24 protein-coding genes are annotated in these 24,845 nt (G+C 67.0%); 12 read left to right on the forward strand and 12 right to left on the reverse strand.

What is annotated here, in order from left to right; genetic code table 11:
* Window positions 1-8: 8 nt before the first annotated feature.
* The 3 genes from E3C22_RS01425 to E3C22_RS01435 form a co-directional block, all read right to left on the reverse strand.
* Window positions 9-599 (reverse strand): amino acid synthesis family protein, encoded by a 591-nt coding sequence (locus E3C22_RS01425; RefSeq protein ID WP_134759521.1) that lies wholly within the window; start codon window positions 597-599, stop codon window positions 9-11.
* A gap of 63 nt (window positions 600-662) precedes the next feature.
* Window positions 663-1,787, reverse strand: coding sequence for an FAD-dependent oxidoreductase (locus E3C22_RS01430; RefSeq protein ID WP_245514705.1), 1,125 nt, complete (start codon window positions 1,785-1,787; stop codon window positions 663-665).
* Between the two features lie 142 nt (window positions 1,788-1,929).
* On the reverse strand, window positions 1,930-2,760 hold the full coding sequence (locus E3C22_RS01435; RefSeq protein WP_280987435.1) for an alpha/beta fold hydrolase: 831 nt from the start codon (window positions 2,758-2,760) through the stop codon (window positions 1,930-1,932).
* Window positions 2,761-2,830: 70 nt separating this feature from the next.
* On the opposite strand from E3C22_RS01435, the gene E3C22_RS01440 reads away from it, so the two are divergent.
* From E3C22_RS01440 to E3C22_RS01465, 6 genes are all read left to right on the forward strand, one after another.
* The gene (locus E3C22_RS01440; RefSeq protein WP_245514706.1) at window positions 2,831-3,616 is read left to right on the forward strand and encodes a GntR family transcriptional regulator; all 786 of its coding nucleotides are present in this window, start codon (window positions 2,831-2,833) and stop codon (window positions 3,614-3,616) included.
* A 130-nt stretch (window positions 3,617-3,746) separates the two neighbouring features.
* Window positions 3,747-5,303, forward strand: a complete 1,557-nt coding sequence (locus E3C22_RS01445; protein WP_134759527.1) for a GMC family oxidoreductase — start codon at window positions 3,747-3,749, stop codon at window positions 5,301-5,303.
* A gap of 263 nt (window positions 5,304-5,566) precedes the next feature.
* Complete coding sequence (locus E3C22_RS01450; RefSeq protein ID WP_206026880.1) at window positions 5,567-6,862, forward strand: DUF3137 domain-containing protein; 1,296 nt, start codon at window positions 5,567-5,569, stop codon at window positions 6,860-6,862.
* Window positions 6,859-7,431 carry a LemA family protein gene (locus E3C22_RS01455; protein WP_134759529.1) on the forward strand — a complete coding sequence of 191 codons (573 nt, stop codon included), beginning with the start codon at window positions 6,859-6,861 and terminating at the stop codon, window positions 7,429-7,431. Before E3C22_RS01450 ends, E3C22_RS01455 begins: the two co-directional genes overlap by 4 nt.
* A 40-nt stretch (window positions 7,432-7,471) precedes the next feature.
* Entirely contained in the window at window positions 7,472-8,446 is a 975-nt protein-coding gene (locus E3C22_RS01460) for a hypothetical protein (protein WP_134759531.1), read from the forward strand.
* 11 nt (window positions 8,447-8,457) lie between these two features.
* The gene (locus tag E3C22_RS01465) at window positions 8,458-9,114 is read left to right on the forward strand and encodes a hypothetical protein (protein ID WP_167591590.1); all 657 of its coding nucleotides are present in this window, start codon (window positions 8,458-8,460) and stop codon (window positions 9,112-9,114) included.
* Between the two features lie 50 nt (window positions 9,115-9,164).
* Here E3C22_RS01465 and E3C22_RS01470 read toward each other — a convergent pair whose 3' ends face one another.
* The 3 genes from E3C22_RS01470 to E3C22_RS01480 form a co-directional block, all read right to left on the reverse strand.
* Entirely contained in the window at window positions 9,165-9,590 is a 426-nt protein-coding gene (locus E3C22_RS01470; RefSeq protein ID WP_134759535.1) for a hypothetical protein, read from the reverse strand.
* On the reverse strand, window positions 9,583-9,888 hold the full coding sequence (locus E3C22_RS01475; protein WP_167591591.1) for an SH3 domain-containing protein: 306 nt from the start codon (window positions 9,886-9,888) through the stop codon (window positions 9,583-9,585). The genes E3C22_RS01470 and E3C22_RS01475 overlap by 8 nt, the downstream gene beginning before the upstream one ends.
* A 145-nt stretch (window positions 9,889-10,033) precedes the next feature.
* Window positions 10,034-11,113 carry a helix-turn-helix transcriptional regulator gene (locus tag E3C22_RS01480; protein ID WP_134759539.1) on the reverse strand — a complete coding sequence of 360 codons (1,080 nt, stop codon included), beginning with the start codon at window positions 11,111-11,113 and terminating at the stop codon, window positions 10,034-10,036.
* Between the two features lie 163 nt (window positions 11,114-11,276).
* Between E3C22_RS01480 and E3C22_RS01485 the strand changes: the two genes are divergently transcribed.
* Window positions 11,277-11,756, forward strand: coding sequence for a hypothetical protein (locus tag E3C22_RS01485; protein ID WP_134759541.1), 480 nt, complete (start codon window positions 11,277-11,279; stop codon window positions 11,754-11,756).
* A 219-nt stretch (window positions 11,757-11,975) separates the two neighbouring features.
* Here the strand turns inward: E3C22_RS01485 and E3C22_RS01490 are convergent, their stop codons facing one another.
* Window positions 11,976-13,070, reverse strand: coding sequence for a diguanylate cyclase domain-containing protein (locus tag E3C22_RS01490; RefSeq protein ID WP_134759543.1), 1,095 nt, complete (start codon window positions 13,068-13,070; stop codon window positions 11,976-11,978).
* A gap of 389 nt (window positions 13,071-13,459) precedes the next feature.
* Here E3C22_RS01490 and rhtA point away from each other — a divergent pair, with 389 nt between their 5' ends.
* Genes rhtA through E3C22_RS01515 form a run of 5 tightly spaced genes read left to right on the forward strand, consistent with a single transcriptional unit; the run spans window position 13,460 to window position 20,581 of the window.
* Window positions 13,460-15,700, forward strand: coding sequence for a TonB-dependent siderophore receptor RhtA (rhtA, locus tag E3C22_RS01495; protein ID WP_134759545.1), 2,241 nt, complete (start codon window positions 13,460-13,462; stop codon window positions 15,698-15,700).
* Window positions 15,701-15,706: 6 nt separating this feature from the next.
* Window positions 15,707-16,537, forward strand: a complete 831-nt coding sequence (locus E3C22_RS01500) for an ABC transporter ATP-binding protein (RefSeq protein WP_134759547.1) — start codon at window positions 15,707-15,709, stop codon at window positions 16,535-16,537.
* A gap of 34 nt (window positions 16,538-16,571) precedes the next feature.
* On the forward strand, window positions 16,572-17,471 hold the full coding sequence (locus E3C22_RS01505; RefSeq protein ID WP_167591592.1) for an iron-siderophore ABC transporter substrate-binding protein: 900 nt from the start codon (window positions 16,572-16,574) through the stop codon (window positions 17,469-17,471).
* Between the two features lie 35 nt (window positions 17,472-17,506).
* Complete coding sequence (gene fhuB / locus E3C22_RS01510) at window positions 17,507-19,486, forward strand: Fe(3+)-hydroxamate ABC transporter permease FhuB (protein ID WP_245514777.1); 1,980 nt, start codon at window positions 17,507-17,509, stop codon at window positions 19,484-19,486.
* Window positions 19,487-19,543: 57 nt separating this feature from the next.
* Window positions 19,544-20,581, forward strand: coding sequence for a siderophore-interacting protein (locus tag E3C22_RS01515; RefSeq protein WP_134759553.1), 1,038 nt, complete (start codon window positions 19,544-19,546; stop codon window positions 20,579-20,581).
* A gap of 164 nt (window positions 20,582-20,745) precedes the next feature.
* On the opposite strand, the gene E3C22_RS01520 is transcribed toward E3C22_RS01515, so the two are convergent.
* The 5 genes from E3C22_RS01520 to E3C22_RS01540 are packed head-to-tail and all read right to left on the reverse strand — an operon-like array spanning window position 20,746 to window position 24,844.
* Entirely contained in the window at window positions 20,746-21,948 is a 1,203-nt protein-coding gene (locus E3C22_RS01520; protein WP_134759554.1) for a CaiB/BaiF CoA transferase family protein, read from the reverse strand.
* Between the two features lie 11 nt (window positions 21,949-21,959).
* Entirely contained in the window at window positions 21,960-22,760 is an 801-nt protein-coding gene (locus E3C22_RS01525) for an SDR family NAD(P)-dependent oxidoreductase (protein ID WP_134760869.1), read from the reverse strand.
* Window positions 22,760-23,638, reverse strand: coding sequence for an amidohydrolase family protein (locus E3C22_RS01530; RefSeq protein ID WP_134759556.1), 879 nt, complete (start codon window positions 23,636-23,638; stop codon window positions 22,760-22,762). The genes E3C22_RS01525 and E3C22_RS01530 overlap by 1 nt, the downstream gene beginning before the upstream one ends.
* Entirely contained in the window at window positions 23,631-24,197 is a 567-nt protein-coding gene (locus E3C22_RS01535; RefSeq protein ID WP_134759558.1) for a carboxymuconolactone decarboxylase family protein, read from the reverse strand. The genes E3C22_RS01530 and E3C22_RS01535 overlap by 8 nt, the downstream gene beginning before the upstream one ends.
* Window positions 24,194-24,844 carry a glutathione S-transferase family protein gene (locus tag E3C22_RS01540; protein WP_134759560.1) on the reverse strand — a complete coding sequence of 217 codons (651 nt, stop codon included), beginning with the start codon at window positions 24,842-24,844 and terminating at the stop codon, window positions 24,194-24,196. Before E3C22_RS01540 ends, E3C22_RS01535 begins: the two co-directional genes overlap by 4 nt.
* Window position 24,845 lies beyond the last annotated feature (1 nt).

The raw sequence follows: 24,845 nt of genomic DNA on the forward strand, positions 1-24,845 counted from the left end.
CGATCGGCCTAGACGGCGGCTTTGAGGTCGGCGACGGTCTTGCCGCCTACGCGCTGGTGGACGCGCGAGCCGGAAGCGACTGCGACGCAGATCAGGAGCTCGTCGGGGCGGGGGCCATCCGGCACGGCGAAGGTCACCGCGTCATAGTGCGAGCGGATGTAAAGCTCGTCCTTGTGGGCGAGCGGGATGTCGATGGCCGTGCCGGCGACCGCGACCTTGCTGGCCGACGAGATCCAGGCCCTGCCGCCGCCCACCTCTTCGCGAAGCGGATCCCCGAACACCGTGGTGATGCAGGCGACGACATGTTCCTGCTCGCCAGCCGTGCCGGCGATGCCGCCCTTGCCGTAGCTTTCGACCAGCCTGCCGCCGAGCAGCGCCGCGGCCCGCTCGCCAAGCGCATGGCCGATGACCGGGCTCGGATCCGTCAGTTCCGACAGGTCGGCGACGAATTTGCCGGCGAAGGGATTGCGGATGATGACGCCGACCGCGGCCTTGATCAGGCTTGCGCCGGGATTGCCGCCGTCGTGACGGATTTCATGGATGGTGGAATACCAGCCGCGCACGTCATAGTGTTTCTCAACTTCCACCGAATGGTCCATTCCTGTCTCCCAAGACGCGCGCCGTCTCGGCGTGCGAAGATGTTTGGCGTCGGCGACTGCTGGCTATTGCGGCCACGAATAGACGCGGCGCAGCGGATCGTAGCGGGCAGCCTCGAGGGCCGCCGGCGTGAACATGTTTCCCTTCGAGAGCGAACGGTTGGCGGCATAGTCGCCGGACAGGGCCTGGCAGCGATCGGTGATCGGCCGGATGCGCTTTTCCCAATCGACGATCGCGTCCTCGACCGACGAGGCGGTCTCTAGTTCCTGCGCCAGGCTGAAGGCATTGACCATGGCGCAGCCCGCGCCCTGTGCGAGGGCCGGGCACATGGCGTGCGCTGCGTCGCCCACCAGGGCGACCTTGCCGCGCGTCCAGCTGTCCAGCCGCGTCGTCGCGTATCTGTCGTAGCGGGCGCTCTTCAGCTTGGCCGCTTCGACCAGGCAAGGTTCCAGAAACGGGAACATCTCGACCCACACTTCGAGATCGAGCGGCACCCGCGAGCCGCGCGGATCGGCGGCAGGCGCCATCAGGCCGAGATAGAGCTCGTCGTCGTTGCAGGGCGAGTAGAGGATCCGCTGCACCCGCGGCCAGAAGTTCCACATGTCGATGGTGTTGTCCCATTCGCCATGCCCGAGTTCCTGCTTCTTCCGCGGGACGATGAGCCTGATGATGCCGTCGGTGGAATCCCACCGATCCTGCTCGAAGCCGATGGAATCGCGCACCTTGGAGCCGACTCCGTCCGCGCCGACGATCAGGTCGGCCTCGATCGTCTCCCCCGTCTGAAGGGTCAGCCGGCCCTCCGGGTCGGCGGAAACCGCCTCGGAATTGACGCGGATCTCGATGCCGAGCGCGCGGACGCGATTGGCCAGCGCGGTGTGCAGATGGCTGCGCGTCATGACGCGCCAGGGAAGGCCGTTGAAGGTTTCCTTGGAGACCGACTTGTTGTGCATCCAGGTCTCGTAGGTCGGCGGCGTGTGCGAGCCTTCGAGAACCTCTTCCAGCGCACCCAGCCCTTCGAGAACGCGCAAGCCGTTGTACCAGAGGTAGATTCCCGCGCCGAATGCCCTGAGTTCCGGCCCCTTTTCGTGCAGCGTCACATCCCAGCCGCTCTGCTTGAGCGCGATTGCCGCCGTCAGGCCAGCAAAGCCGCCGCCGGCAACCTCTGCGCGACGGGTTTTGCCTGATGTCATGTTCACGTTGGGCATTGTGTCGTCCGATATTCTACTCGAGATGAAACTGCGGGTTGCCGGGTCGGCCCGGGTGACCTGCCATGGCTTCCAGCTGACGCCGTCGATCGCGGTCTCGTGCGAGAAGCCATCCTCTCCTTGTCCTTCACGCGTCGATGAAGTTCTGGATGGCTCTGAAGGTGATGTCCGGGGCGGTCTCGTTGACGTAATGGTCGGCGCCGGGCACGACGACCACGGGCAGGTCGGGCCGCAGGCGGCTGGTTTTCGCGAGCGCTGCGGCGGACACCAGCTTGCTGTCCTCGCCGCGGATGATCAGCACCGGCTTCTTCACGTCCCGGAAGGCAGGCACGAGATCGGCCCGAAGCCCGGTGCTGGTCTCGGCCATGGCAGCGGGCGAGGCGAGGGGGCGCAACCCACCATCGACGCGCTGGTAGCCGCTTTCGGCCCTGATCCTGATGGCATCGGCCGGAATGTTGGGATAGCGGCGGGAAAGATAGGTCTCGACGGCCGTCAGATCCTCGAAGACCTGGTCCCCCGCATTGACGCGCGAATCCAGGGCGTCGAACACTTCGGTCTCGATATAGGGGGTGAAGTCGATGGCAATCACCGAGCGGACCCGGTCGGGATGGGCGGCCGCCGCGGTGACCGAATTCCGCGAGCCGAGCGAGTGGCCGACGAGGATGGCCGGCCCCTTGTCCAGTTTGCGGACGAGCGCGGCGATGTCCTCGACAAAGTCGTCGGCCTCATAGCCGCTCGCCGGCTTGTCGCTGTGGCCGTGCCCTCTCTGGTCGACGGCCACGACCGTGAAGCGATCGGAAAACCGGGCCATCATCGGGGTGAAGACGGCCCCGTTGGCGGTGATGCCGTGGAAGAACAGGATCAGCGGGCCGCTGCCGCCTTCGCGCACGTTCAGCACGATCCGGCCGATGTCGATGCGCCGCGAGCCGAAACGGTCGAAGGACCTGTCTGCCGCCATTCTCATCAGCCTCGCCCGTTGCTGTCGTGTGAGGCAAGAGGATCATACAAGCCGGGACGCGTCAACCCGATTGTCTGACATTCTTTCAATCTTTAAATTTGACAACGCGGTCGATGATGCTGTCAAAATCCAGTGCGGTCGCGTATGCTGCGGCCTGCAACCACACCTCACGAGAACGGAATCGATGCGGCCGGAAATGAATCTGCGGATTTCTCCGCGAACGGTGCAGCAAGAGACGGTCGGCAAGTTGCGGCTCGCGATCTTCTCCGGCGTTTTCCAGCCGGGAAGCCGCCTGGTCGAAAGCCAGTTATGTGCCCAGCTTGGCATCAGCCGGCCCTCGTTACGGGAAGCCTTGCGCAGCCTGGAAGCCGAGCGCCTGATCGAGATCGTGCCCAATCGCGGCCCGTCGATACCGGCGCTTTCCTGGGAAGAGGCGACTGCCATCTACGAAGTCCGAGAACTGCTCGAGGTCGAGGCAGCGGGGCGCTGCGCCGCGAGAATCTTGCCGGAACAGGTGCAGGCGCTCGAGAAGTCCCTGGTTGCGTTCGAAGCGGCCGCCGCCAGCAACGACAGCGCCGCACAGGTGATGACGGCCGCCGACTTCTATTCGATCATCCTCGCCAATTGCGGAAATGCGATCCTCGAGGAGGTCCATCGCGGCCTGCTCGCCAGGATCAGCTTCTTCCGGGGCCGGTCGATGTCGCTGAAGGGCAGGGCAGCCAGCAGCCTCGCGGAGATGAAGGATATCTACGAAGCCATCGCCGCGGGGGACGTGAAAGCCGCCCGCAAGGCGTCGAAGCGGCACCTTCTCAAGGCGAAGGCCGCGGCGAAGATTTCCATCGAAAGCGTGACCTGAGCTTTTGGGCGCGGCGCCGGGGCGCCGACGGCCGGACAGTCTTCCTGACATCCGACACCGCGTGTCCAGCACGGGTCGTCGCGCGTGTCGGTGACCGCGATCGAAAACGCCAGTGACGAAGGGGGCGACGATGACCGGGGCCAATGTCGAAAGCGATCGTCGCTGCGATATCGCCATCGTCGGCGGCGGATCGGCCGGTGCACTGCTCGCGGCACGGCTGAGCGAGGTCCCGGGCAGCCGGGTCGTTTTGATCGAAGCGGGAGAGGAACCGTCGGACCCCGACATCTGGAATCCCGCCGCATGGCCGGCACTGCAGGGGCGCAGTTACGACTGGGACTATACGACCGAACCGCAGGCCGGAACGGCCGGCCGGGCGCACCACTGGGCGAGGGGCCGGTTGGTCGGCGGGTCCAGCTGCCTGCACGCAATGGGCTACATGCGCGGACATCCCGCCGACTTCGAGGCCTGGGTCGATGCGACAGGCGATTCCCGTTGGGGCTGGGAGGGGCTGCTGCCGGCCTTCCAGGCCATCGAGGACCATCCGTTCGGTGGCGACGGCATCCATGGCAAGGCAGGCCCTTTGCCGGTCCATATGCCGACGGACGAGGTCAGCCCGGTTGCCCGCGCCTTCATCGAGGCGGGTGCAGCTCTCGGCCTTCCCCGCCTCGAAGGGCACAATGGCGGCGAGATGATCGGCGTCACGCCGAACGCGCTCAACATCCGTCACGGCCGCCGGGTCACGGCCGGGGACGCCTTCCTGACGGAGGCCGTCCGGGCACGCGCGAACCTCACCATCCTGACCGGCGCGCGGGTGCAGCGGCTGGCGCTGGACGGCAATCGGGTCAGCTGTCTCGAGGTCGCAGGACGGGAGGGGGCCTTCGCCATCCACGCCGATCGGGTGGTCCTTTGCGCCGGGGCGCTGGAAAGTCCGGCGCTGTTGATGCGCTCAGGGATCGGCCCGCTCGATGTTCTGACCGATGCGGGCGTCGCATGCCGCATCGACATGCCCGATGTCGGCCGGAACCTCCAGGACCATCTGCTGGGCGCGGCCAACCTTTACGCTGCCAGAAGGCCGGTTCCGCCATCGCGCCTTCAGCACTCCGAATCGATGGCCTATATGCGCGCCTCCGGTTTCGCCGATATGGGCCAACCGGAGATCGTCGTCGGCTGCGGGGTGGCGCCGATCGTGTCCGAATGCTTCGAGGCGCCTGCCGCCGGGACCGCCTATTCGCTGTTGTTCGGCGTCACCCATCCTTCGAGCCGCGGGAGTCTCAGGATCAGCGGGCCGGAACTCGGCGACCGTCTCGTCATCGATCCGGCCTATCTGCAGAGCGAGCGCGATCGCGCGCTGTTTCGCCAGGCTCTGGAAGCGGCCCGCACGATCGGCCATCGGGAGGAACTCGCCGATTGGCGGCAAGGCGAGATCCTTCCCGGAAAGCTGGGCGACACGGCCGCGAGGGACGACTTCATCGCAAGGGCGGTCATCACCCACCATCATCCCTGCGGGACCTGCAGGATGGGACATGATGACGAAGCGGTCGTCGATCCGGACCTGCGGCTCAAGACACTGGACAATCTCTTCATCGCCGACGCCTCGGTCATGCCGAGCCTCACCTCCGGGCCGATCCATGCGGCGGTTCTCGCGATCGCCGAGTCGCTCGCCCGTCGCTGGGAAAGCGCGGCCTGAACTGACGCGGTGGCGAGACGATGGATGGGGCCATGAAAGCCCCTGGCGATCGAGACCGCGGCGACCGCGATTGAGTCATTGAGAGAGCCGTCGGTGCGCCAGGCGCAGCGGTCCGGCGGGCGATCCAATTGTGCGCCGGCTGCCAACATCGGACTGCCAACGGTCCGGCAAAGCAGAACCGTCACCGTCGGCTCCTTCAAATGAATGATCCGCAAGGGCGACCGCGCCTCTAGTCTCGGGACCTCCTAAGGGGTGCCGAACGGATGAGCGAACCTGCGAACAAGGCCTGGCGCATGCTCAGCGCGGCGGACCGGGCGCGTCTTCGCGACAGGGGGCAACGCCTGCCGCCATTGGTCTTCGGCATCACCCTGGCCATCCCGCTCGTCGGCTTTCTCATCCTCCTTGCCACCGGCAACCTTCTCCTTGCCCTTCCCTTCCTGCTGGTCGGCGTTCTCGGATCCTTTGCACCCTTCGTCGCGGCGATCGGAGCTGCCTTGCTGTTCCATCGCAAATTCCTGGCATCGCGCGGTGTCGATCTCTCCGCCATTGTTCCGAAAACCGATGCGCCGCGGGAAGACTCCGGGCATCCTGACGACCCCGGCATGGCGGCCATCCTCGCCGAGATCGAAATGGAGCGCGTGGTCCTTGCCCGCGGCTTTGAACGCGGCGAAAGATGGGTCAAACGCATCGCCGTCGTCGCGGCGCCCTCCCTCTTTGCCTTCGCGCTCTGGTCCGTCGGAGCGCAGATGGTCGTTCCCGCCATCATCATCTGCGCCGGGCTCTACGGCATCGCCTATTTCGCCGCGACGAGCCGCTATCAGACGCGGTTCACGACGCTGTTCAAACAGCGCGCGCTTCCGCAGCTGCTGGCCCGCCACGGGCTCGCCGCAATCGGATCCGACACGCCGATCCCTCTCGATCGGCCGGTCTTCTTCGGCCTCATCGCTCCCGAGACCCGCACCAGGCGCGACGATGCCTTCCGATGCGACCATCGCGGCGCCGTGGTCACCATCGCCGAATTCGTCCCGGCCCATGACGAGCGGAAGAAGGATGGCAACTGGCGGCCGCGAAAGTTGCGGATCCCCACAAATGGCTTGCTTCTTCAGATCGCCTATCCCGGCAGGGTGCTGGCGACGACCTTGATCGGACGTCAGCTGCCGCGCCCGGAGGCTCTCGCGCCCGTTCGGCTGGAAGACCCGGAGTTCGAGGAGATCTTCGAGGTCTGGGGAAGCGATCAGATCGGTTCGCGCACGCTGCTGACCCCGGCGGTGATGCGCCGCCTGCTGCAGATGGCCGATAGCACCGATCTGCTGCCGCCGTCCGTGCTCGTCGAAGGTGGCACGATGACCGTCCTTTTCGAGAAGACCACCGCCCGCGACATGTTCGAGCCCGGCAAGGTGACGGATCCCGAACTGATGCACCACCTGCGGAAGATCGCCGACGATCTCGATGCCGTCATGGGGCTGGCGGACGATCTTCTGGACATGGTGGAACGGACACCCGGCGTGCGGCTGGGACCGATGCTTTGCACGCCGACCTCCCTGGAGAGCCGAGAATGACCGTCTTCGTGATCGTCCTCGCCGTCGCGGCGGTCGGCGCGCTTTATGGCTGGTACGTCGCGATCGTTGCGGCGCGCAACAGGGTCGGCGAGGCGCTGGGCGGTATCGACGCCCAGCTGCAGCAGCGCCACGATCTCATCCCCAATGTCCTGGCGATCGCCCGCCGCTTCCTCCAGCACGAGGCGTCGCTGCTCGAGGAGATCACGGCGCTGCGCGCCAAGGCGCAGCCGCAGATCGGTCAGCGGGATTTTCAGGCCATTGCCGACAAGTTCGAGACCGAGGCCGCGCTTGCGGCAGACATGACGCGTCTGTTTGCCCTTGCGGAGAACTATCCTCAGCTCACCTCCAGCGGCCCGATGATCGAGGCGCAGCGGACCTATCGCGAGGTGGAGGCCAGCATCGCCGCCGCGCGGCGCTTCTACAACAACGCCGTCAACAGTCTCAAAACCCGGGTCGAGACGTTTCCCGGCCCCGTCGTCTCGGGTCTCGCCGGCGTCGCCGTGCTGCCGCCGTTCTACCAGGCGGCGGACGAGGCGCGGAGCCCGGTGATGGCCGCGGACCATCTCTGAAGTGCCGGGTCCTTGCTGTTCTGAAAGACGAGGCATCGCCATGCCGTCCATCCGGCTCATCATTGCGGCATTGCTGCTTGCCACCGGCCTGGTGCATCTCGAGCCTGCCATGGCCGGGACGTCCGTCGAGGCGGCGGCGCGCGCCTATGTGGCGGCCGACGGGTATCAGCCGGTGGCGCTCGGCCCGGTCGACCGGTTCTTCGTCGAAATCGCCGGCGAGGACCCCGAACACATGAATCTCGCCGAGAGGGACATTTCCCCCGTCGAAAAAGCCGTGCTCCTCATCGACGAGCGGGAAGCGCCACTGACACGGCTTCGCTACGCCCTCAGAGTCCGCCGGCAATCCTTCGGTGCCGTCACGGCGACCTTCATCGATGTCCAGCGCTTCAATTTGGGTCCTCGCCTCAGGGCCGAGACGATCGCCGCCTATGGGGAAGAGAAGACGGCCGGGCCGGAAATCTTCGGCGTCGGGCCAGATGTCGGCTGGCGCATCGTCTCGGTCCCCTCGGCCAAGTCGCCGGCGGTGCTGCTTGCCGCCGGCCGCCGCGTGATGACGGCGCAAGCCGCCGAGACGGCGGACTGCTTCGGCCGTCCCTGCCTGTCGACGGAACCGCTCGACGGCTATGCCGCCTGGACACCCTGGCGGGACTTGGCACCTCTGGCTTTCGTCACGGCCTATCCCGGCGTCGTCCAGCCTCGAGCGGACGAAGAGGAAACGGCACCGGCGCTCTTTGCGCTCGAACTGGCGAGTGCCGCAGGCCTTGCCACGCTGACGACGCCGCCCGGGATAGAATGGCGCCTGCCGCCGCCGCAACCGGCTGCCTCGACGTCTCCGACCCTCGTCTTCGTCATCGACCGCAATCTCGGCCAGGAGACGATGCTCGACGGTGCCATCGGGCTGGCGCCCCGATCGAAGGACGAACCGATCCGCTGGACGCGCATGGCCGCAAGCCTGAAAACACGGCAGGTGAGCGCCGGAAGCGGGCCGCTCAAGGACTTGGAGAACCGGCCATGAGGGGCAGGGCGATGATGTCTGCTTTGACGGTGGGCCTGGCGGTGACGGGGGCGCTGGCGGCGAGGGCGGAGGGCGATCCGCATCTGACGGTCGCGACCTATTCCGGCGATTTCGTCCTGCATGCGTTCGGCGCGTTGAAGGACGGCACACCCTGCCCGCCATCCACGAACAGTCTCGCCTTTGCTTTCGATCACGAGGGGACGGTCATCTACGCCCACTTCGTCACCCTGTCCCCGTCGGCCGACCCGGTCTTCGCCAAGGCATTTGCGAAGGGCAGCTTCTGTGCGATCGAATTTTCCGGTCAGGTGACGATCCGCACCCATCACGGCAGCCAGGCGACCATCCTGCCGGACAGCGTCGGCGAGGTGCAGGGCTCAGTCGCCTTGCAGCGCTCAGATCGCGCCGACCATTCCGGCAGGCTGACCATCGAATACCATCCGATCATGTGTTTCCGCGCACCCTGCCCACCGGGCGTCTACGGCATCGCCGACGCTGCCGGAAGGCGGATTGCGCGGGTCGGCGCCATCGCGGTCACGGATGCGGCCGGCCGTCACTGGAGGCTCGCCGGCCGCTACCCGGACTTCCGCATTATCGAGGGCCGCCTCTGGATCGGGCCGGACGGCAAGACGGCGCGTCTTGCGATCGATCGCGTCCTTCAGGCGAGATAACCGGCCAGCCGCGACGATATTCGGCCCCGGCCGGCGCGACGAGCCGATGGTCAATCCTGACGATGCATCACGAAGTCCATCGTGCTCAGCGTCTTGTCGTCGATCCGGACATAGGTCGCGACCGAGCTGGACGAGCTGGACATGCCGTCGGACTCGTAGGTGCTGGTCATCGACACCGCGCATCCGTCCGGCTGGTCCTTGTCCGGCTCGGCGGTCCACTCGCCGGTGACAGCCTGCTCGCTCCAATCCTTGCCGGGCGAGCGGAATCGGTTGACCGTCTCGAAGCTGCCGTCAGCCTTGAAGGTGTAGGTATTGTCGAGTTCGTAGGGACTTCCGCCCGGACCTTCGCCCGTCCCGACCCATTTGCCCGTCATGAAGGCGGTGCAGTCGAGTTCGGCGGCGATCGATGCAGAAGCGGTCGCGAGGAGAGCGGTCAAAGTCACGCCGGCGATGGTGAGGGGACGTGTCCTATCCATGGATCTCACCCATGAAGATCATGTATTCCTCGGTCATGTAGCCGTCCGGCCCGCCATCCTGCTGGGTGATCTGGCACCACTTGCGGGAACATTTGTGGATGACGACGAGCTCGCCGCGCTTGATCGTGTCGATCTGCTTGAGAATTGGGCTCGGACCGATCCGCAGCTTGACGTCCGCGACCGGCTTGCCGAGTTGCGGGTAGTGGCGGACGCTTGAGCCGGTGGCCCGGGCCTGCCCGCTCCCCAGTTCCAGCAGGGCCAGACAGGCCAAGAGTGCCGGGATGCGCGATTTGATCATCGAAAACTCCATCGATATCGGGTGGCGACAGGCGCGAACCTCTCGCAGCCGCGACGAAGCCGCGTCATCCAATCGAAGGAGAATTCGCTCGGCCGGTCGTTTTTCCGCGGCCCGTCATGCAATCGCATGACGCCTCGCCGACGCGTCAGAAGCCCGGGATGGTCGTGCCCTTCAACAGCGCGACGAGCTCGGCCTGACGGGTCGTCCCGGTCTTGCTCATGATGTGGGACAGGTGGGTTCTGACCGTCGTCACGGCGACGCCGCGCTCCGCCGCGATCCGGCCGAGGCTCTTTCCCCGGGCGATGTCGGTCGCCACCGCCGCCTCCGCGGCGGACAGGTCGAAGAGGCCGCGCAGAACCGCTTCGCCCGCGATGTTGGCGTCGGCGCTGAAGCCGCTGACGACCAGCATGGCGAGGCCGTGGGCGTGGAGATCGCGCGCATCTCTCGCCAGCGGCAGGACATGGAGGACGAGGCCGGTCTGCTCTTCCCCGGGAAGAGCGATCGACTGGACGGCGCGGTGCCCGTCTGCCGCCCGCTCCAGCGCATTTCGCAAGAGCGCGTCCGATCCCGGGGCCGCCAGGCGGACACGGCCCATCGCCCCCATCTGGAGGGCTGGGGCGAGCGCTTCGAACGCCGCGTTGCACGACAGCGCCGTCCCACTGCCGCCGACGATGGCCGTCGGAATTCCCAGCGTCTGGAACGCCTCGACGGTCGCGCGGGCGCGGTCCATCTGGGCGTGGATGGCGAGCAGTCCCGCGCGGGCGAGATGCGGCCTCAGGGCGTCGAACCAGGCAATGTCGAGGCGGCTGAAATCGTGGCCGGCGTCGCCACGCTCGAAGGTGAAGAGCACGGTCTCGCCGCTCGGCATCACGATGCCGCTGCCGATCTGCTGGCGAAAATCCGCCTGGCGCCGGATCGCTTCGAATTCCGGCTCCAGCGCCCGGTCCTCGTCGGTCGTGAAGTCGCTGACCTCGAGAAATCCGGCATGATTGCGCCGCATCATGCGGTTCAGCCTGGTATTTTCGTACCACTGGGGCGTTTCGGCGAAGCGGCCGAGCGTTTCGGTGATGTTGTCGGTGGCCGCGAACATCGGCGGCAGCCGCCTGTCGATGATCAGCATGGCGCCGGAACGGCACGTGGCGAGGTCGGCGATCTGCCCCAGCACGCTGTGCCATTTCGAGGGCACCAGGGCCGCTTCGTAGATGCACTCGACGATATCGTCCAATCCAGCTGTCTCCCTGCTGACCGGCACGACCGCGATCACAATGCTTTCGAAGATCGATCGTTGTCAATTGCGTCTGAAATGGCTCGCCTCCTCCATTCGAAGGATGTGGGCAGCGGCGTCTCGCGGCAGTCTCGGCGCTCATTCATAAGCAAGGATGACGGTGATGACACTTCGACGAACTGCCCTTCTGTTGCTGGCCGCCTCGGCGATCGGTTCGGCGCCGGCGCATTCGCAACCACGGATCGGACCGGGCAATATCAGGATCGATCCCGACATCTTGAAGGGCACGCATTCGAGACCGCTCGCCGTCCTGCGCAACAAGGGATGCACCTTCTACGAAAACGCCAATGGCGGCGGGGCCAGCTGGAAGAAGCAGGTCGAGTGGCTGGCGGCGAGCTACCCCAGCCAGGACTCCTACTCTCAATATGTGACGACCGTCGGCGACTGGTGGGACAACCGCATCTCCTCGCTGCGATGCGACGACAGCAGCCAGGTCCATTGCTCCGTCGCGGTCTATCGCAACACCAACAGAGGGGGCGGCGACGCGATCTTCTGGGGCAGCCAGGGCTTGATCAACCTCGCCGACTACGGCTGGGACGACACGATCTCGAGCTTCCAGGTCTTCTGCAACCGGATGAAATGACGGCCAGAGACGCCTTGGAGGGTTTTGCCCTGCAGCGGCAGCGGCAGAGGCCTCCTGTGTATCCGCCCGTGCCTGAAGGCGTCGTCGGCGAACGGCGGCAGGCACGCCGTGACGGGCCGTCTTTTTAGCAATTGGCCGACGCTCCGACCTGATCGACAGCGCTCGATCAGTGGAAGTCATACCAACTCCTGCGACATCTGCGAGCGTGTTCGCGGTGTCTCACCCGTGGAAGGAAACCTCGGCGAGCTGTCGGCGCGGCGCTGAGTGCTTGTCTTCGGCGAAGACGCGCACGAGCCCGCGGCCGGCGGCCTTCGCCGCATAGAGCGCGGCATCGGCCTCGCCATAGAGCGCGTCTCCCGTGCTGCGGCCCGCGAAGGCAATGCCGACCGAGGCGCCGAGATCGATCCGGTGACCGGCGACCCGCATCGGCCGCCGCAGCATCCGCACCACCGCCTGGCCGAGACGCTCGATCACCGCGCGGGGCGTCTGCGGCCCGAACAGCGCCGCAAACTCGTCGCCGCCGATTCGCGCAACGCAGTGGCTCCGCGGCCCAAGGCAAGCGAGCCGCCTGCCGACCTCCTGCAGGCAGAGGTCGCCGACGAGATGGCCGAACAGGTCGTTCACCGGCTTGAAGCGGTCGAGATCGATCAGCATCACGGCGCCGACCGGCGAGGTCTCGCCGGTTTCCGAAGGCGAAGCGGTCATCTGGGCCTGGAAGCGGCCGCGGCTGGCAAGGCCGGTCAACGAATCGCAATCCGCCATCCGGCGCAGCGCCAAAGTGGCGTTTTTCTCCGCGGTGATGTCCTGCTTCATCCCGAAGATCCGGACCGGCCTGCCGTCGACGCATTCGACCGACGCGGTGATGCGGATCCAGCGCCGGCGTCCGAGCGCCGTGTCGATCTCGGCGTCGAGGACGAAGCCCGTCCCGGCGTCGATCGCCTTTGATCGAATCCGTTCAAGCTCGATCCGTGTCGCTTCGGGATAAAGATCGAGAATGATCTCGCGATCGAGGCTGGTGCCGCGCGGCAGCTCGAAGAGATCGTAGACGGCGTCGGTCCATTTGAGGCTGCAGCCGGGCAGTTCGCATTCCCACATGCCGATCTGCGCCGCATTGGAGGCGCGATCGAAGATTTTCTGGGTGTGGGAGAGTTCCGACCGCAATTCGTCGATCAGCACCGCCTGGGCGGCAACTCTCGCTTCGAGGTCTGCAAGGGAGGCGCCCGGCAACCTGCCGGAAGCCGCGCCCGGCGCGCTTGACCGCGCGGTCTCGACCGGCGGCCTCGTCGGCAACGGCGCATCGCTGACCTGGGGCATTGCGGACTTTCGATGTTAAACGCAACTGATCGGAATTTAGACGACGAGACTTGACGCGATGTAAATCGCCGAAAGGCCGATGACCCTGCGTCCATTCGTCGCCGCGACTGTCGCCGGGGCCATGGGGCCGCCTGCTGCCTGGCCTCGTAATTTCGAACATTTCCAAAAGCTGTTGCAATTTCGTCGCAGCCAGATTGCGGCCGAAACGAGGCCTCGCATATTTGTTGACTCCGATTGTCATGATAAATAGCACTGGTCGGGCGAAGCCGCCGCGACATCGCTCCAACTCATTGGAATGTCTTTAAAAACGGCTTTTACCAGATCGGTCGGGGAGGAGAGTCCGTCGTCGCGGGCCGCCGTTCGGTCGCCGCCAGAAAAGGGCCGTCATCATGCGCGTATCCGCTCCGACCCTCCGTCTCTTCCTGCGCCGGACGAGCGCGCTTGCCACCATCGCCGCGGTGACCGCGTCGCTGTCGCCGGCAAGAGCGCAAGAGGAGGGCGAGATGATCTCCCTCGATACGGTGACGATCACCGGCAGCCGCTCGCCGGAGCGCATTTCCGAGATCCCCAACACCATCACGGTGGTCGACGAGGCGACGGTCACCGAGGGAGCCCGCGCCGGCCTCAGCCTCAAGGACATCCTCGGCCAGGAAGTGCCCGCCTTCGATCCCGGCAGCCGCGGCACCCGCACCAATTACGGCCAGAACCTTCGCGGCCGCAGCGCCCTGGTGCTGATCGACGGCGTCTCGCTGAACTCTGCCCGCGCGATCAGCCGCCAGCTCGATTCCATCGATCCCTTCAACATCGCCCGCATCGAGGTCCTCTCCGGGGCGACCTCGCTCTATGGCGGCAACGCCTCCGGCGGCATCATCAACATCATCACCAAGAAGGGCAGGGACGCCAGGCCCGGCCTCCACGGCGAGGTCCTGGCGGGGGCGGGAAGCGGCTTCAACACCAATCAGGACCGCGACCTCAACGGCGCCGCCGCCATCACCTACAATGACGAGACCTGGGACATGCGGATCTCGGCCGCCGGCGCCGATACCGAGGCCTTCTTCGACGGCAGCGGCGACATGCTGGTTCCCGACATCACCCAGACCTCGACCCAGTGGAATACCTCGATCGATCTCTTTGCCAATCTCGGCCTGCAGATCGACGCCAACCAGCGGCTGGAACTGACCACGCAATATTACGACAGCCGCCAGGATTCGCCTTACGGGCTGTTCTTCGGGGTCAACTATTCCGGCCTGCGCGGGCGTCCCGAGGACATCGAGATCCGCGACGGCTACGAGTCCGACGTCGATCCCGCCACGCTGCGCAAGATGGTGACGGCGAACTACTCCAACGAGGATTTCCTCGGCCAGCAACTGATCCTGCAGGGCTTCTGGCGCTCCGAGAAGCTCGACTTCAATCCCTTCCCGGATTCCAGCGGGCGGTTCTTCTCGGCATCCAGCCAGGAGACCGACTTCTACGGCTACAAGGCGGCGGTGGTCACCGAGCCGTTCGAGCGGCTGAAGGTCACCTTCGGCACCGACGGAGACATCGACGATTTCTCCGCCAGCCAGACGATCTTCGACCCGACCTTGTCTGCGGCGACGGGCGCGATGCAGCTCGAGGACTTCGCCACCATCGGCCGCTATCCCGGGATCAAGGTCTCGACCCTGTCGGGCTTCGTCCAGGCAAGCTACGACGCCACCGACTGGCTGACGATCTCCGGCGGCTATCGCCACCAGTACGCCAAGACCGAGATCGACGATTTCGTCGGCGTCACCCAGCAGGCGGCAGTCGCTCTCGGCCTCGCCCTCGGCGCGGACACGATCCCGGGCGGCACGGTCGACTATTCGGCCGATCTCTTCAACATCGGCGCCACCATTGATGTCGGTGCCGGCAGCCAGGTCTATGGCAATTTCAGCCAGGGCTTTGAGCTTCCCGACCCGGCGAAATACTACGGCCAGGGCAATTACGGCTTCGCCGCCGGCCGCTACGTGCTGCTGTCCTCGGTCAATGTCGAGGATTCGGCTCTCGGTGCCATCAAGACCGATTCCTACGAGATCGGCTATCGCTATGGCGACGAGACGATCAACGCACAGATCGCCGGCTACTATTCGCTGTCCGACAAGACCATCGTCTACGACCGGACCTCGCTGCTGATCTCGCTGCAGGACGAGGAACGCCGGGTCTACGGCGTCGAGGGCAAGATAGACGCCAAGCTGCCCTATGGCTTCGATGCCGGCGTGATCGGCCACTATGTCCGCACCGAGGTCGATAACGACGGCGACTGGCAGGCCGCCTCCGTCACCGATGCCAGCACGCCGACGCTCGGCGGTCACATCGGCTGGTCGAACGAGGTGTTCAAGGTCGCCCTCAAGGGTCAGCACATCTTCGACTACGAGGACGACGACGGTCTCGAACTCGAGGGCTACACGCTGTTCGACCTGATCGGTGGCTACAAGTTCGTGGATGCCGACGTGACCGTCAATTTCGGCGTGCTCAACCTCTTCGACAAGGACTACACGACGATCTGGGGACAGCGCGCCAAGATCTTCTACGGCGCCTATGCCAGCGAGGAGGTGTTCGACTACAAGGGCCGCGGTCGGACCTTCACCGTGTCGATGGCGAAGGAGTTCTGATCGGCGATGGCGATAGCCTCCATCTCCGGCGACACGACGCCCGCGGGTTCTCCAGCCGCGGGCGTCGCGCTGTTCGACCTGAAGCGTGCGGGATATGGCGTCGGCGGCTCCCGCATCCTCGCGCCGATCGACCTGCAGATTCCCGCCGGCGGCTTCGTCGCGCTGATCGGCCACAACGGCTCCGGCAAGTCGACGCTCCTGTCGCTGCTCGCCCGCCAGATCGAGCCGAGCGAGGGCGAGATCGCCTTTGCTGGCGAGGCGCTGGCGAGATTGAGCCAGCGGGACTTCGCCAGGAAGGTCGGCTGGCTGCCCCAGGATCCGCCGCTGGCGGCTAACCTGACGGTCGCCGAGCTCGCGCGGTTCGGCCGCTATCCCTGGCGCGGCGCCTTCATGCGCCATGGCGCCGAGGACAGGCGCGCCGTCGAGGGCGCGCTCGGGCGGGTCGGGCTCTCCCACATGCGCGAGCGGGCGGTCGCAAGCCTCTCCGGCGGCGAGCGCCAGCGGGCCTGGCTCGCCATGCTGCTCGCCCAGGAGCCGTCCTGCCTGTTGCTCGACGAGCCGACCGCAGCGCTGGATCTGAAGCACCAGCTGGAGGTCCTGCAGCTGCTTCGGCAGCTGCGCGACGAAAACGAACTCACCATCGTCATGGCGATCCACGACATCGGCATGGCGCTGCGCTTCGCCGACCATCTCGTCGCACTGAAGGCCGGGCGGCCGGTCTTCGAGGGTCCACCGCAGGCGCTGGTCCGACCCGACGTTCTCTCGGCCATCTACGACCTGCCGATCGGCACGGTGCAGCCGAAGGATGGCGGCCCGACCGTCGTCTATCCGCTTTGAACCGCCCTTTCACAAATGAATGGAGGTGACATCGATGCGTCGCTTCACCCAACGCCTTCTCTTTCCGGCTCTTTCGGCGATCGCCCTTGCTATCGCGCCGACACTTGCCCTTGCCGAAGAGCCTGCCAGCCCGCCAGAGCGCATCGTCGCAATGGAATGGGCCGAACTCGAAACCCTTCTGGCGCTCGGCGTCACCCCCGTCGGTGCTGCCGGCGCCAGCGGCTATCGCGACTGGGTCGGGGAGCCGGCGTTGCCGGAGAGCGTCGCCGAGATCGGCACGCGGCAGGAGCCCAATCTGGAGGAACTCGCCAGGCTGAAGCCCGATCTCGTCCTCTCCCACGCTCATCTGCGGCCATTGAAGGGAAACCTCAATGCGATCGCCCCAGTCGAGGAGGTGACCTTCAACGGCACCGGCAGCGACACCTGGGAGGCGGTGCTCGCCGGCACCCGCAGGATCGGCGAGCTGACCGGCAAGACGCAGGGCGCCGACGCGCTGATTTCCTCGGCCGACGCTGCCTTTGAAAAGGACGCTTCCCGGCTTGCCGACGCCGGCCTTCAGGGTCGGCACGTCTATTTCGTCCGAATCATCGGGGCGAATGCGCTGCGCGTTCACGGCAGCAACGCCATCGCCGACACGGTTCTCTCGCGGCTCGGGCTGACGAACGCCTGGAAAGGCGACGTCAACGAATGGGGCTTTGCGATGGTCGAGCCGAGCGCGCTCGCCGAAGACCCGGAGGCGACGATCCTTGTTGCCGGGCCGGTCAGCGACGCGGAGATGGCCGCCGTCTTCGACACGCCGCTCGGCAAGGCGCTGCCTGCGTCGCGGGCAGGGGCCGTGCGCCGGCTGCCGGTGACCTGGACCTTCGGCGGCGTGCCCTCGGCGATCCACATGGCCGCTGCGATCACCGACGCTCTGACGGGGACAGGCAACTGATCGCCGCCGAACGAGATCCCACGCCGGGCGCCAGGATCGCGTTTGTCGCGCTCGTCCTCGCTGCTGCGGGCGCTGCGGCGTCGGCGGCCGGCTGGGATCCGCGCGTCACCTTCTCCATCGTCCGTCTCGGCCTGTTCGATCCGCCGGACGACGTCTTTGCGGCGGTGATGTTCCACTATGCGACGCTGCCGCGGATCGTCGTCGCGCTGGCCGCCGGCGCTTCGCTCGGCCTTGCCGGGGCGGTGATGCAGTCGGTGCTGCGCAATCCGCTCGCCTCGCCGATCACCCTCGGCGTCTCGGCCGGCGCACAGTTCGCGCTGGCGCTGGCGGCGCTGGCAGGTCCTGCCGCCAGCTTCCTGCCGGGGGAGATCTGGAGCCTCTTCGGAGCCCTCGCCGCAGCCGGCCTCGTCTATGTCCTCGGCCGGCGCCAGCGCTTCGAGCCGGCGCGGCTGGCGCTGACCGGCATGGCGATCAGCCTCTTTCTGGCCTCGGCCGCCGCAGCGCTGGTGCTGTTCAACGAACAGCGGCTGGCCTTCCTGTTTCTTTGGGGGGCGGGCCATCTCGCCCAGTCCGACTGGACGAGCGCGATCCTCGTCTCGGCCGCCTTCGCCGCCAGTTTCACCATTCTCCTCGGCGCCGGGCGGGTGATCGGTCTCCTCGCCGCCGGTGACGCGGTGGCCGGCAGCGTCGGGCTGAAGACCGACACCGCGCGGCTGCTGATCCTCCTCGTTGCCGTCGCCTTGACCGCCGCCGTCGTCAGCCGCGTCGGCATCATCGGCTTCGTCGGGCTTGCCGTGCCGGCGATCGTCCGGCTCTGCCGGCCGCGCTCCGTGACGCATTTTCTTGCCGCCTCGGCCGGCCTCGGGGCGCTGGCGCTGTTTGCCGCAGACGCTCTGGCGCAGCTCCTCTCGGAGCTCGGCGGCACGCTGGTGCCGGCAGGGGCGGTGACGGCGCTGTTCGGCGCACCGGTGCTGTTTCTCCTGTTGTCGCGCACCCGCCTAACCGGCCGCCCGAACCCACCGCTGCGGATGACCGCCGGCCGCTTTCGCGATCCCGGTCGGCGGCTGACCGCGTTTCTCTTCGCCATCCTCGTCGTCGCGGTTCTGGTGGCTCTCCTGGTCGGGCGCACCGGCACCGGCTGGGAGATCCTCGATCCCTTCGGCGACGAGGCGGTGTTCCTCACCCGGCTGCCGCGGGTCCTCGGCGCGCTGCTCGCCGGCGCGGCGGTGGCACTGTCGGGCCTCCTCGTCCAGAAGATCGTCGGCAACGATCTCGCCAGCCCGGAGCTTCTCGGCATCAGCGGCGGTGCGGCTGCGGGCATCGTCTTCGCAGCCCTTGTCCTCGGTGTCCTGTCCCGGGCGACACTCGTCGTCTTCGGCATGGCGGGGGCGATCGGCACGACGCTGATCGTCCTGTGGTTCGCCCGGCGCCATCGCGACCAGATCGCCGCCGTCCTCCTTGCCGGAATCGCGCTCGGCATCTTTCTCGATTCGATCGTCCGCATCGCCCTCGTCAATGCCGGCATGCAGGCGGCGGCGCTGCTGACCTGGATGTCCGGCTCCACCGTCCTCGTCTCGCTGCCCGAGAGCCTCGGCCTCGGCCTTCTTCTTGTCATCGCCTTCGGCCTCGTCGTCGTCTGCCGCCGCGCCATCGCGCTGCTCGATCTCGGTGCCGCGGTGCCGCGGGCGCTCGGCCTAAAGGTGCGTGCCACCCAGATGGCGACACTGGTGCTCGCCGCGCTTCTCGCCAGCGCCGCCACCATGGTCATCGGGCCGCTCTCCTTCGTCGGGCTGATCGCGCCGCATCTGGCGCGGCTCCTGAGGGCGCGGCGCTTCGCCGAGCGGGTGATCGCGACGCTCCTCATCGGCGCCATCGTCATGACCCTGTCGGACTGGATCGGCCGGGTCGCGATGGTCCCCTGGCAGGTGCCGGGCGGCCTCGTCGCCGGGCTCGCCGGCAGTCTCGGTTTCATTCTTCTCGCCGGCCGCGAGAGGGCCGGCGCGGCCGGCGCCTGACCCGCCACGGCGGGTCGGGCCAAGCCGAAACAACGCAGATCGTAGCAAGGACGACAGATGATGACGTTTCCCGCCAATGCGGTCGGTGCCGCGGCCGGACCGTTCCCCGCAACGCTGATCGACGATCTCGCCGCCGAGATCTCCGAGCACGGTTTCGAGGTCGCGCGCGAGGGGGCGGGCCTTGCGGTCACCCTCGGGATCGGCCGGGTCGAGGCGGTGCCCGATGGCGGCCGCTTCGAGGTCAGGATCGGCTCGCAGCAGACCTCGCAGGTGCAGGAGATCCGCGAGGCCTTCCTGCATCTCCTCGACCATGCGGCTCCCGGTCTTGCCGATCGGATGGCCTGGCAGGGCGACCTGCCGCAAGGCACGCGGCCGCCGAACTTCCGCACCGCCTCGGTGGTGTCGGTCGAAACGGTGACGCCGAACTTCCTGAGGATGACGCTTGCCGCCGACAATGTCGCCGACTTTGCCGGCGACCAGATGCATTTCCGCCTCGCCATTCCGCCGCGGGACCGCAAGCCGGTCTGGCCGCATCTCGACGTCGCCGGCCGGACGATCTGGCCGAAGGGCGAGGATGCGCTGCACCGCCCGGCCTACACCTTCGTGGAGGTGGACCCGAAAAGCGGCTGCTTCTCCTTCGACCTCTACATCCATCAAGGGGGCGTTGCGACCGAATGGGCGAGGACGGCGCGCCCCGGCGACGTCGTTGGGATGATGGGGCCGGGGGGCGGCACGCCGCCGCCGGGCGACTTCCTCCTGATGGCGGGGGACGAGACGGCGCTGCCGGCGATCCGCCGGATCCTCGAAGTCTCGCCGGCGGAGAGGCGCGGCCACGTCTTCATCGAACTCGGCGACGGTGAGGATCGCTGCGAAATCGCGGCGCCGGACGGTGTCAGGGTGGAATGGCTGGTCCGCGGCGACGGTCAGGACGTCTGGGAGAGGATCGCCGCCGTGCCGTTTCCGGGGGTCGGTGCAAGCCGCTTCGTCTGGATCGCCGCCGAACGCGAACTTGCCCGCAAGGCGCGGGCGCATTTCCGCAACGTCCACGCCGTCACCCTCGATGAGACCTACATCTCGGCCTACTGGACGAAGTGAGGGTGTCTGCTGCAGCATCGGCCCGGAAATCGGAATCGATTTTCGGAAAGCACGATGCATAGATTCAATTGCGTCGCTTACGGGCTGGCTAGCCTCGAAGCCGACCCTCGATCACAGGGATCACGCCGGCCCGACGGGCGCAGCGCAGACGTCGCCTTTTCGGGTCATGCCGACGCCTTGAGAGCGCCGGAAGCGAGGAGCCTGCCGATCGCCGCGTCGTCGTAGCCGGCCTCAGCGAGAATAGCCTTCGTATCCGCGCCAAGACGGGGTGCCGGCTGGGTGATGGCGGGCGATCCGCCGTCGGTGATCGTGAAAGGCGCGACGGGCGCGGAAAACGGCCGGTCGGTGCCAGGCACAAGGCCCGCCGGCTGCATGAGGCCGCGCGAGGCGAGTTGCGGATCGGCCAGCGCTTCCTGGAGCGAACGAACGCGGCCCGCGGGGACGCGGTGGCGGCGCAGTTCCTCTTCCCACTCGGCGGCGCTGCGGGTGAGGAAGATCGCCCGCAACGTTGCTCCTTCCGCTTCGAAGGCATCGCGGCTGGCGTCGTAGCTGTCCTTCGCCATGTCTGGCCGGGCGAGGGCGGTCCAGAGTCTCTGCTGCTGGCGGACATTCGAGGCGCCGATCATCAACAGCCCGTCGGCGGTCGGATAGGTGCCGAGGCAGGCAGACGGAAAGCGATTGCCCTGTGGGCCGGGGGCAAAGCCGCCCGCCGTCAGCCCGGCGATCGGTGCCGACATCAGCATCAGGGCTGCCTCGAACATCGACAGATCGATATGGCCGCCGACGCCCTCGGTCGTCCGCCGATAGAGCGCAGCCGAGATGGCGAAGGCCGCCATGTAACCCGTCGCGTAATCGACCACCGGTGCGCCCGCCCGGAGCGGGCCGCTTTCCTCAGTCCCCGTCATCGCCATCAGTCCCGACATCGCCTGAAAGACGTTGTCGTAGCCAGTCTCCTCGGCGCGCGGCCCGCTATGCCCGAAGGCCGAGATCGAGCAGTAGACGAGGCGCGGATTGAGGGCCGCGACCGCCTCGTAGCCGAAGCCGAGCGCTTCGAGGGCGCCCGGCCGGAAATTCTCGACGAAGACGTCGGCGCCGGTGAGCAGCCGGCGCATCACCGCCTGCCCATCCGGTTGTTTGAGATCGAGCGCAATCGAGCGTTTGTTGGCGCCCTGCGCCAGATAGGCAGTGCCCATCGCCGCCGCGTTCAGCTCCCGGTCGGTCCCCTGCAGGCGCGACTGGTCGGGATCGTCGTGCCGCTCGACGCGCACCACGTCGGCGCCCTGCACGGCCAGCTGATAGGAGGCGAAAGGCCCTGCCAGGACATGGGTCGCGTCGATGACCCGCAACCCTTCGAACGCACGCCCCATTCCGGCCTCCCTCAGTCGCAGCGCGCGCTCATTCCGCCGTCGACGACGATCTCGGTGCCGGTGATGAAGCGGGCCTCGTCGGAGGCGAGGAACAGCGCCGCATTGGCGGTGTCCCGACCGTCGCCCATCCAGCCCAAGGGAATCCTCTTCACTCGCTGGGCCAGCAGCGCATCGACGTCGCCGCCGGCGCGCTGGCCGGCGAGTCGCGTCTCGACCATCGGCGTGTGCAGCTGACCCGGAACGACGGTGTTGACGCGGACGCCCCTCGCGGCGAACTCGACCGCGGTTACCTTGGAGAACTGCAGGATGGCGGCCTTCGCCGAGGCGTAGCCGACCTGCGCCGCCCCGGTCCAGCGGATGCCGGAGGTCGAGGAGGTGTTGACGATCGACCCGCCACCCTGGTCGACCATCTGCGGCAGAACCGCTTTGCAGGTGAGGAAGACGCTCTTGAGGTTGAAGTTCAGCTGGTGGTCCCAGTCGGCCTCGGAAAGGTCGATCGCGCCGCCCCTGGCCGAGCCGCCGACATTGTTGACGAGCACGTCGACCCGGCCGAAGCGCTCGACGCAGGCAGCGACCATCGCCGAGACCGCCGCCGCGTCGGTTACGTCGCAGAGATGAGGTTCGATCTCGCCACCCGCCGCGCGCGTCAGGGCGAGGGTCTCTTCCATCGTTTCGGCCTTAAGGTCGACGGCGAAGATCCTGGCGCCTTCCTCGGCGAAGCGTACGCAGGCGGCGCGGCCATTGCCCCAGCCGGGGCCGACGCAGCCGGCGCCGGTGATGATCGCGACCTTGTCCTGAAGCCGTCCAGGCATCATCGAGCCTCCTTGAAACCGTAGAGCCGCGTCGGGTTGTCGACCATCAGCGCCTGAAGCAGTGCCGGAGTGGGAGCGATCGACGGCAGGAGGTCGAACAGGTCGCCGTCGTCCGGGGGCGCGGCGCGGAAGTTCGGATGCGGCCAGTCGGTGCCCCAGACGACGCGGTCGGGAAAGCGTTCGACGACTTCGCGCGCAAAGGGCACGGCGTCGGCATAGGGTGGCTCCTGACGCGAGGCGCGTTCCGAGCCCGACACCTTGCACCAGACATGATCATGGTCGAGCAGCCTGAGGAGCGCGTCGAACTCCGGCTGCTGACGGCCCTTCGATGCATCGATGCGGCCGATATGGTCGATCACCACCGGGACGGGAAGCGCCGCGAGATCCGCCGACATCGGCGCGATCAGCCGGTCTTCCATATGGACCTGCAGGTGCCAGCCGATCTCCGCCAGCCGGCCCGCGAGCTTGCGCAACGCCGGGCCGTCGGCGCCGGGGGCGAGATGGCTCATATAGTTGAACCGCAATCCCCGAAAGCCCTGCGCATCAAGAGCCTTGAGGCCGGCGAGCGAGATCTCCGGCGGTGCCAGGGCGATGCCGAGATAGCGCCCGGGACGAGCGGCGATCGCATCGGCGACGACGCGGTTGTCGAAACCGTGGCAGCCGGACTGCACGATCACGCAGCGCTCGATGCCCATCCTGTCATGCAACGCGAAGAGCGCTTCCTTCGGCGCATCCGCCGGCTTGAAACCGCTTTCCGGAGCATAGGGAAACACCGCCTGCGGCCCGAAGACGTGGCAATGGCAATCGGTGGCCTCGCGTGGCAGGGCGACCGAGGTCTTGTGCGGCGAAGGATGCCAGGTCAGCGGTTGATCAGCCATCGGACAGCTCCGCGTCGCCTTCGCCGATCGGCGGAATACGGAAGATGTTGATGGTTAGCGAGATCAGCGTGTAGTAGCCGAGCAGCCCGACGAGATCGACGAGCCGGCCTTCGCCGAGAACCGCGATGGCGCGGGCATAGAGCGCATCGTCGAGCTCGCGCTTTTCATGGGCTGCGCGGGCGACGTCATGGACCACCTCGGTTTCGGCATCGGGAAAGTCCGGCCGGCGATTGCGGCGGACCGCCTCGATGATCTCCGGCTCCAGCCCCGCCGTCAGCGCGTGGCCGCGATGGATCTGCCATTCGTATTCCGAGCCAAACACCCGGCCGGTGACGAGGATTGCCAGTTCCGACAGCCGCTGGTCGAGGCTGGTGTCGTAGCGGCAGTAGCGGCCGAGATCCTGTGCCCTGGCCGCCAACTCGGGCCGGTGCAGCCACACGGCGAGCGGACCGCGCACGCCGCCACGCGGGCCGGAGGCGATCTGATCGTGGATTTCCTGCTGACGCGGAGAATACGTGGCGGGATCGGGCGCGTCGAGGCGCTGCGGTGGCCAGGTCATCGAGGCTTGCTTTCGGTCGCGGAGAAGGCCGGAACGGCGTTGGAGAAGGCGGCGAGCCAGCGGACGAGGGCAGGGTGGTCGCCGCGCCACTCGACCGGTTGCCGCCAGTCGAGATAGCCGAGCCCGCAGGCGAGCCCGATCGAGATCAGATTAGGCTTGTCAGCTGCGGGTGGCGCGGCCTCGAAGACGGCGAGACTGCGCGTGATCTTGCCGCGCTGATGCTCGAGCCACCGGCCGGACACTTGTTCGGGCGTGCGGAAGCGGTACTCGTAGACCATCAGCAACGCCGCCTCGGTCAGGCCGTCGGCGAGCCTGGCCTGGGTGAGGGCGCGTGCGCGCTCGAGCGGAGCGGCGGCCGAGGGAAGCAGGCGGTCGCCGCCGGCTAGCGCGTCCAGCATTTCGAGGATCACGCCGCTGTCGTAGAAGGCCTCGTCGCCGATCACCAGGCAGGGCATCTTGCCCAGGGGGTTCTGGTGGCGCAGGTCGTCGGCCGGGTCGAGCGTATCGGCCGGGCGGATCGCGAGCCGGGAGGACAGGCCGAGAACCTCGGCGGCGATGCGGACCTTGCGACCGAAGGGCGAGGTCAGCGTGGTGCGCAGCTTGACCGCGACCCGTGGGTCGTGCCAGAGCGTTTCCAGGGTGTGCATT

The organism is Jiella endophytica, assembly GCF_004519335.1.
In the GTDB taxonomy this organism is placed as follows: Bacteria; Pseudomonadota; Alphaproteobacteria; order Rhizobiales; family Rhizobiaceae; genus Jiella; species Jiella endophytica.

Bases quoted from the DNA above. Each gene is read 5' to 3' on its own strand.
- E3C22_RS01465 (WP_167591590.1), top strand. From the start codon at position 8,458: ATGATGTCTGCTTTGACGGTGGGCCTGGCGGTGACGGGGGCGCTGGCG.
- E3C22_RS01425 (WP_134759521.1), bottom strand. From the start codon at position 599: ATGGACCATTCGGTGGAAGTTGAGAAACACTATGACGTGCGCGGCTGG.
- E3C22_RS01450 (WP_206026880.1), top strand. From the start codon at position 5,567: ATGAGCGAACCTGCGAACAAGGCCTGGCGCATGCTCAGCGCGGCGGAC.
- E3C22_RS01460 (WP_134759531.1), top strand. From the start codon at position 7,472: ATGCCGTCCATCCGGCTCATCATTGCGGCATTGCTGCTTGCCACCGGC.
- E3C22_RS01485 (WP_134759541.1), top strand. From the start codon at position 11,277: ATGACACTTCGACGAACTGCCCTTCTGTTGCTGGCCGCCTCGGCGATC.
- E3C22_RS01530 (WP_134759556.1), bottom strand. From the start codon at position 23,638: ATGGCTGATCAACCGCTGACCTGGCATCCTTCGCCGCACAAGACCTCG.
- E3C22_RS01470 (WP_134759535.1), bottom strand. From the start codon at position 9,590: ATGGATAGGACACGTCCCCTCACCATCGCCGGCGTGACTTTGACCGCT.
- E3C22_RS01475 (WP_167591591.1), bottom strand. From the start codon at position 9,888: ATGATCAAATCGCGCATCCCGGCACTCTTGGCCTGTCTGGCCCTGCTG.
- E3C22_RS01535 (WP_134759558.1), bottom strand. From the start codon at position 24,197: ATGACCTGGCCACCGCAGCGCCTCGACGCGCCCGATCCCGCCACGTAT.
- E3C22_RS01445 (WP_134759527.1), top strand. From the start codon at position 3,747: ATGACCGGGGCCAATGTCGAAAGCGATCGTCGCTGCGATATCGCCATC.
- rhtA (WP_134759545.1), top strand. From the start codon at position 13,460: ATGCGCGTATCCGCTCCGACCCTCCGTCTCTTCCTGCGCCGGACGAGC.
- E3C22_RS01525 (WP_134760869.1), bottom strand. From the start codon at position 22,760: ATGCCTGGACGGCTTCAGGACAAGGTCGCGATCATCACCGGCGCCGGC.
- E3C22_RS01455 (WP_134759529.1), top strand. From the start codon at position 6,859: ATGACCGTCTTCGTGATCGTCCTCGCCGTCGCGGCGGTCGGCGCGCTT.
- E3C22_RS01430 (WP_245514705.1), bottom strand. From the start codon at position 1,787: ATGACATCAGGCAAAACCCGTCGCGCAGAGGTTGCCGGCGGCGGCTTT.
- E3C22_RS01540 (WP_134759560.1), bottom strand. From the start codon at position 24,844: ATGCACACCCTGGAAACGCTCTGGCACGACCCACGGGTCGCGGTCAAG.
- E3C22_RS01500 (WP_134759547.1), top strand. From the start codon at position 15,707: ATGGCGATAGCCTCCATCTCCGGCGACACGACGCCCGCGGGTTCTCCA.
- E3C22_RS01490 (WP_134759543.1), bottom strand. From the start codon at position 13,070: ATGCCCCAGGTCAGCGATGCGCCGTTGCCGACGAGGCCGCCGGTCGAG.
- E3C22_RS01435 (WP_280987435.1), bottom strand. From the start codon at position 2,760: ATGGCGGCAGACAGGTCCTTCGACCGTTTCGGCTCGCGGCGCATCGAC.
- E3C22_RS01505 (WP_167591592.1), top strand. From the start codon at position 16,572: ATGCGTCGCTTCACCCAACGCCTTCTCTTTCCGGCTCTTTCGGCGATC.
- E3C22_RS01520 (WP_134759554.1), bottom strand. From the start codon at position 21,948: ATGGGGCGTGCGTTCGAAGGGTTGCGGGTCATCGACGCGACCCATGTC.
- E3C22_RS01515 (WP_134759553.1), top strand. From the start codon at position 19,544: ATGATGACGTTTCCCGCCAATGCGGTCGGTGCCGCGGCCGGACCGTTC.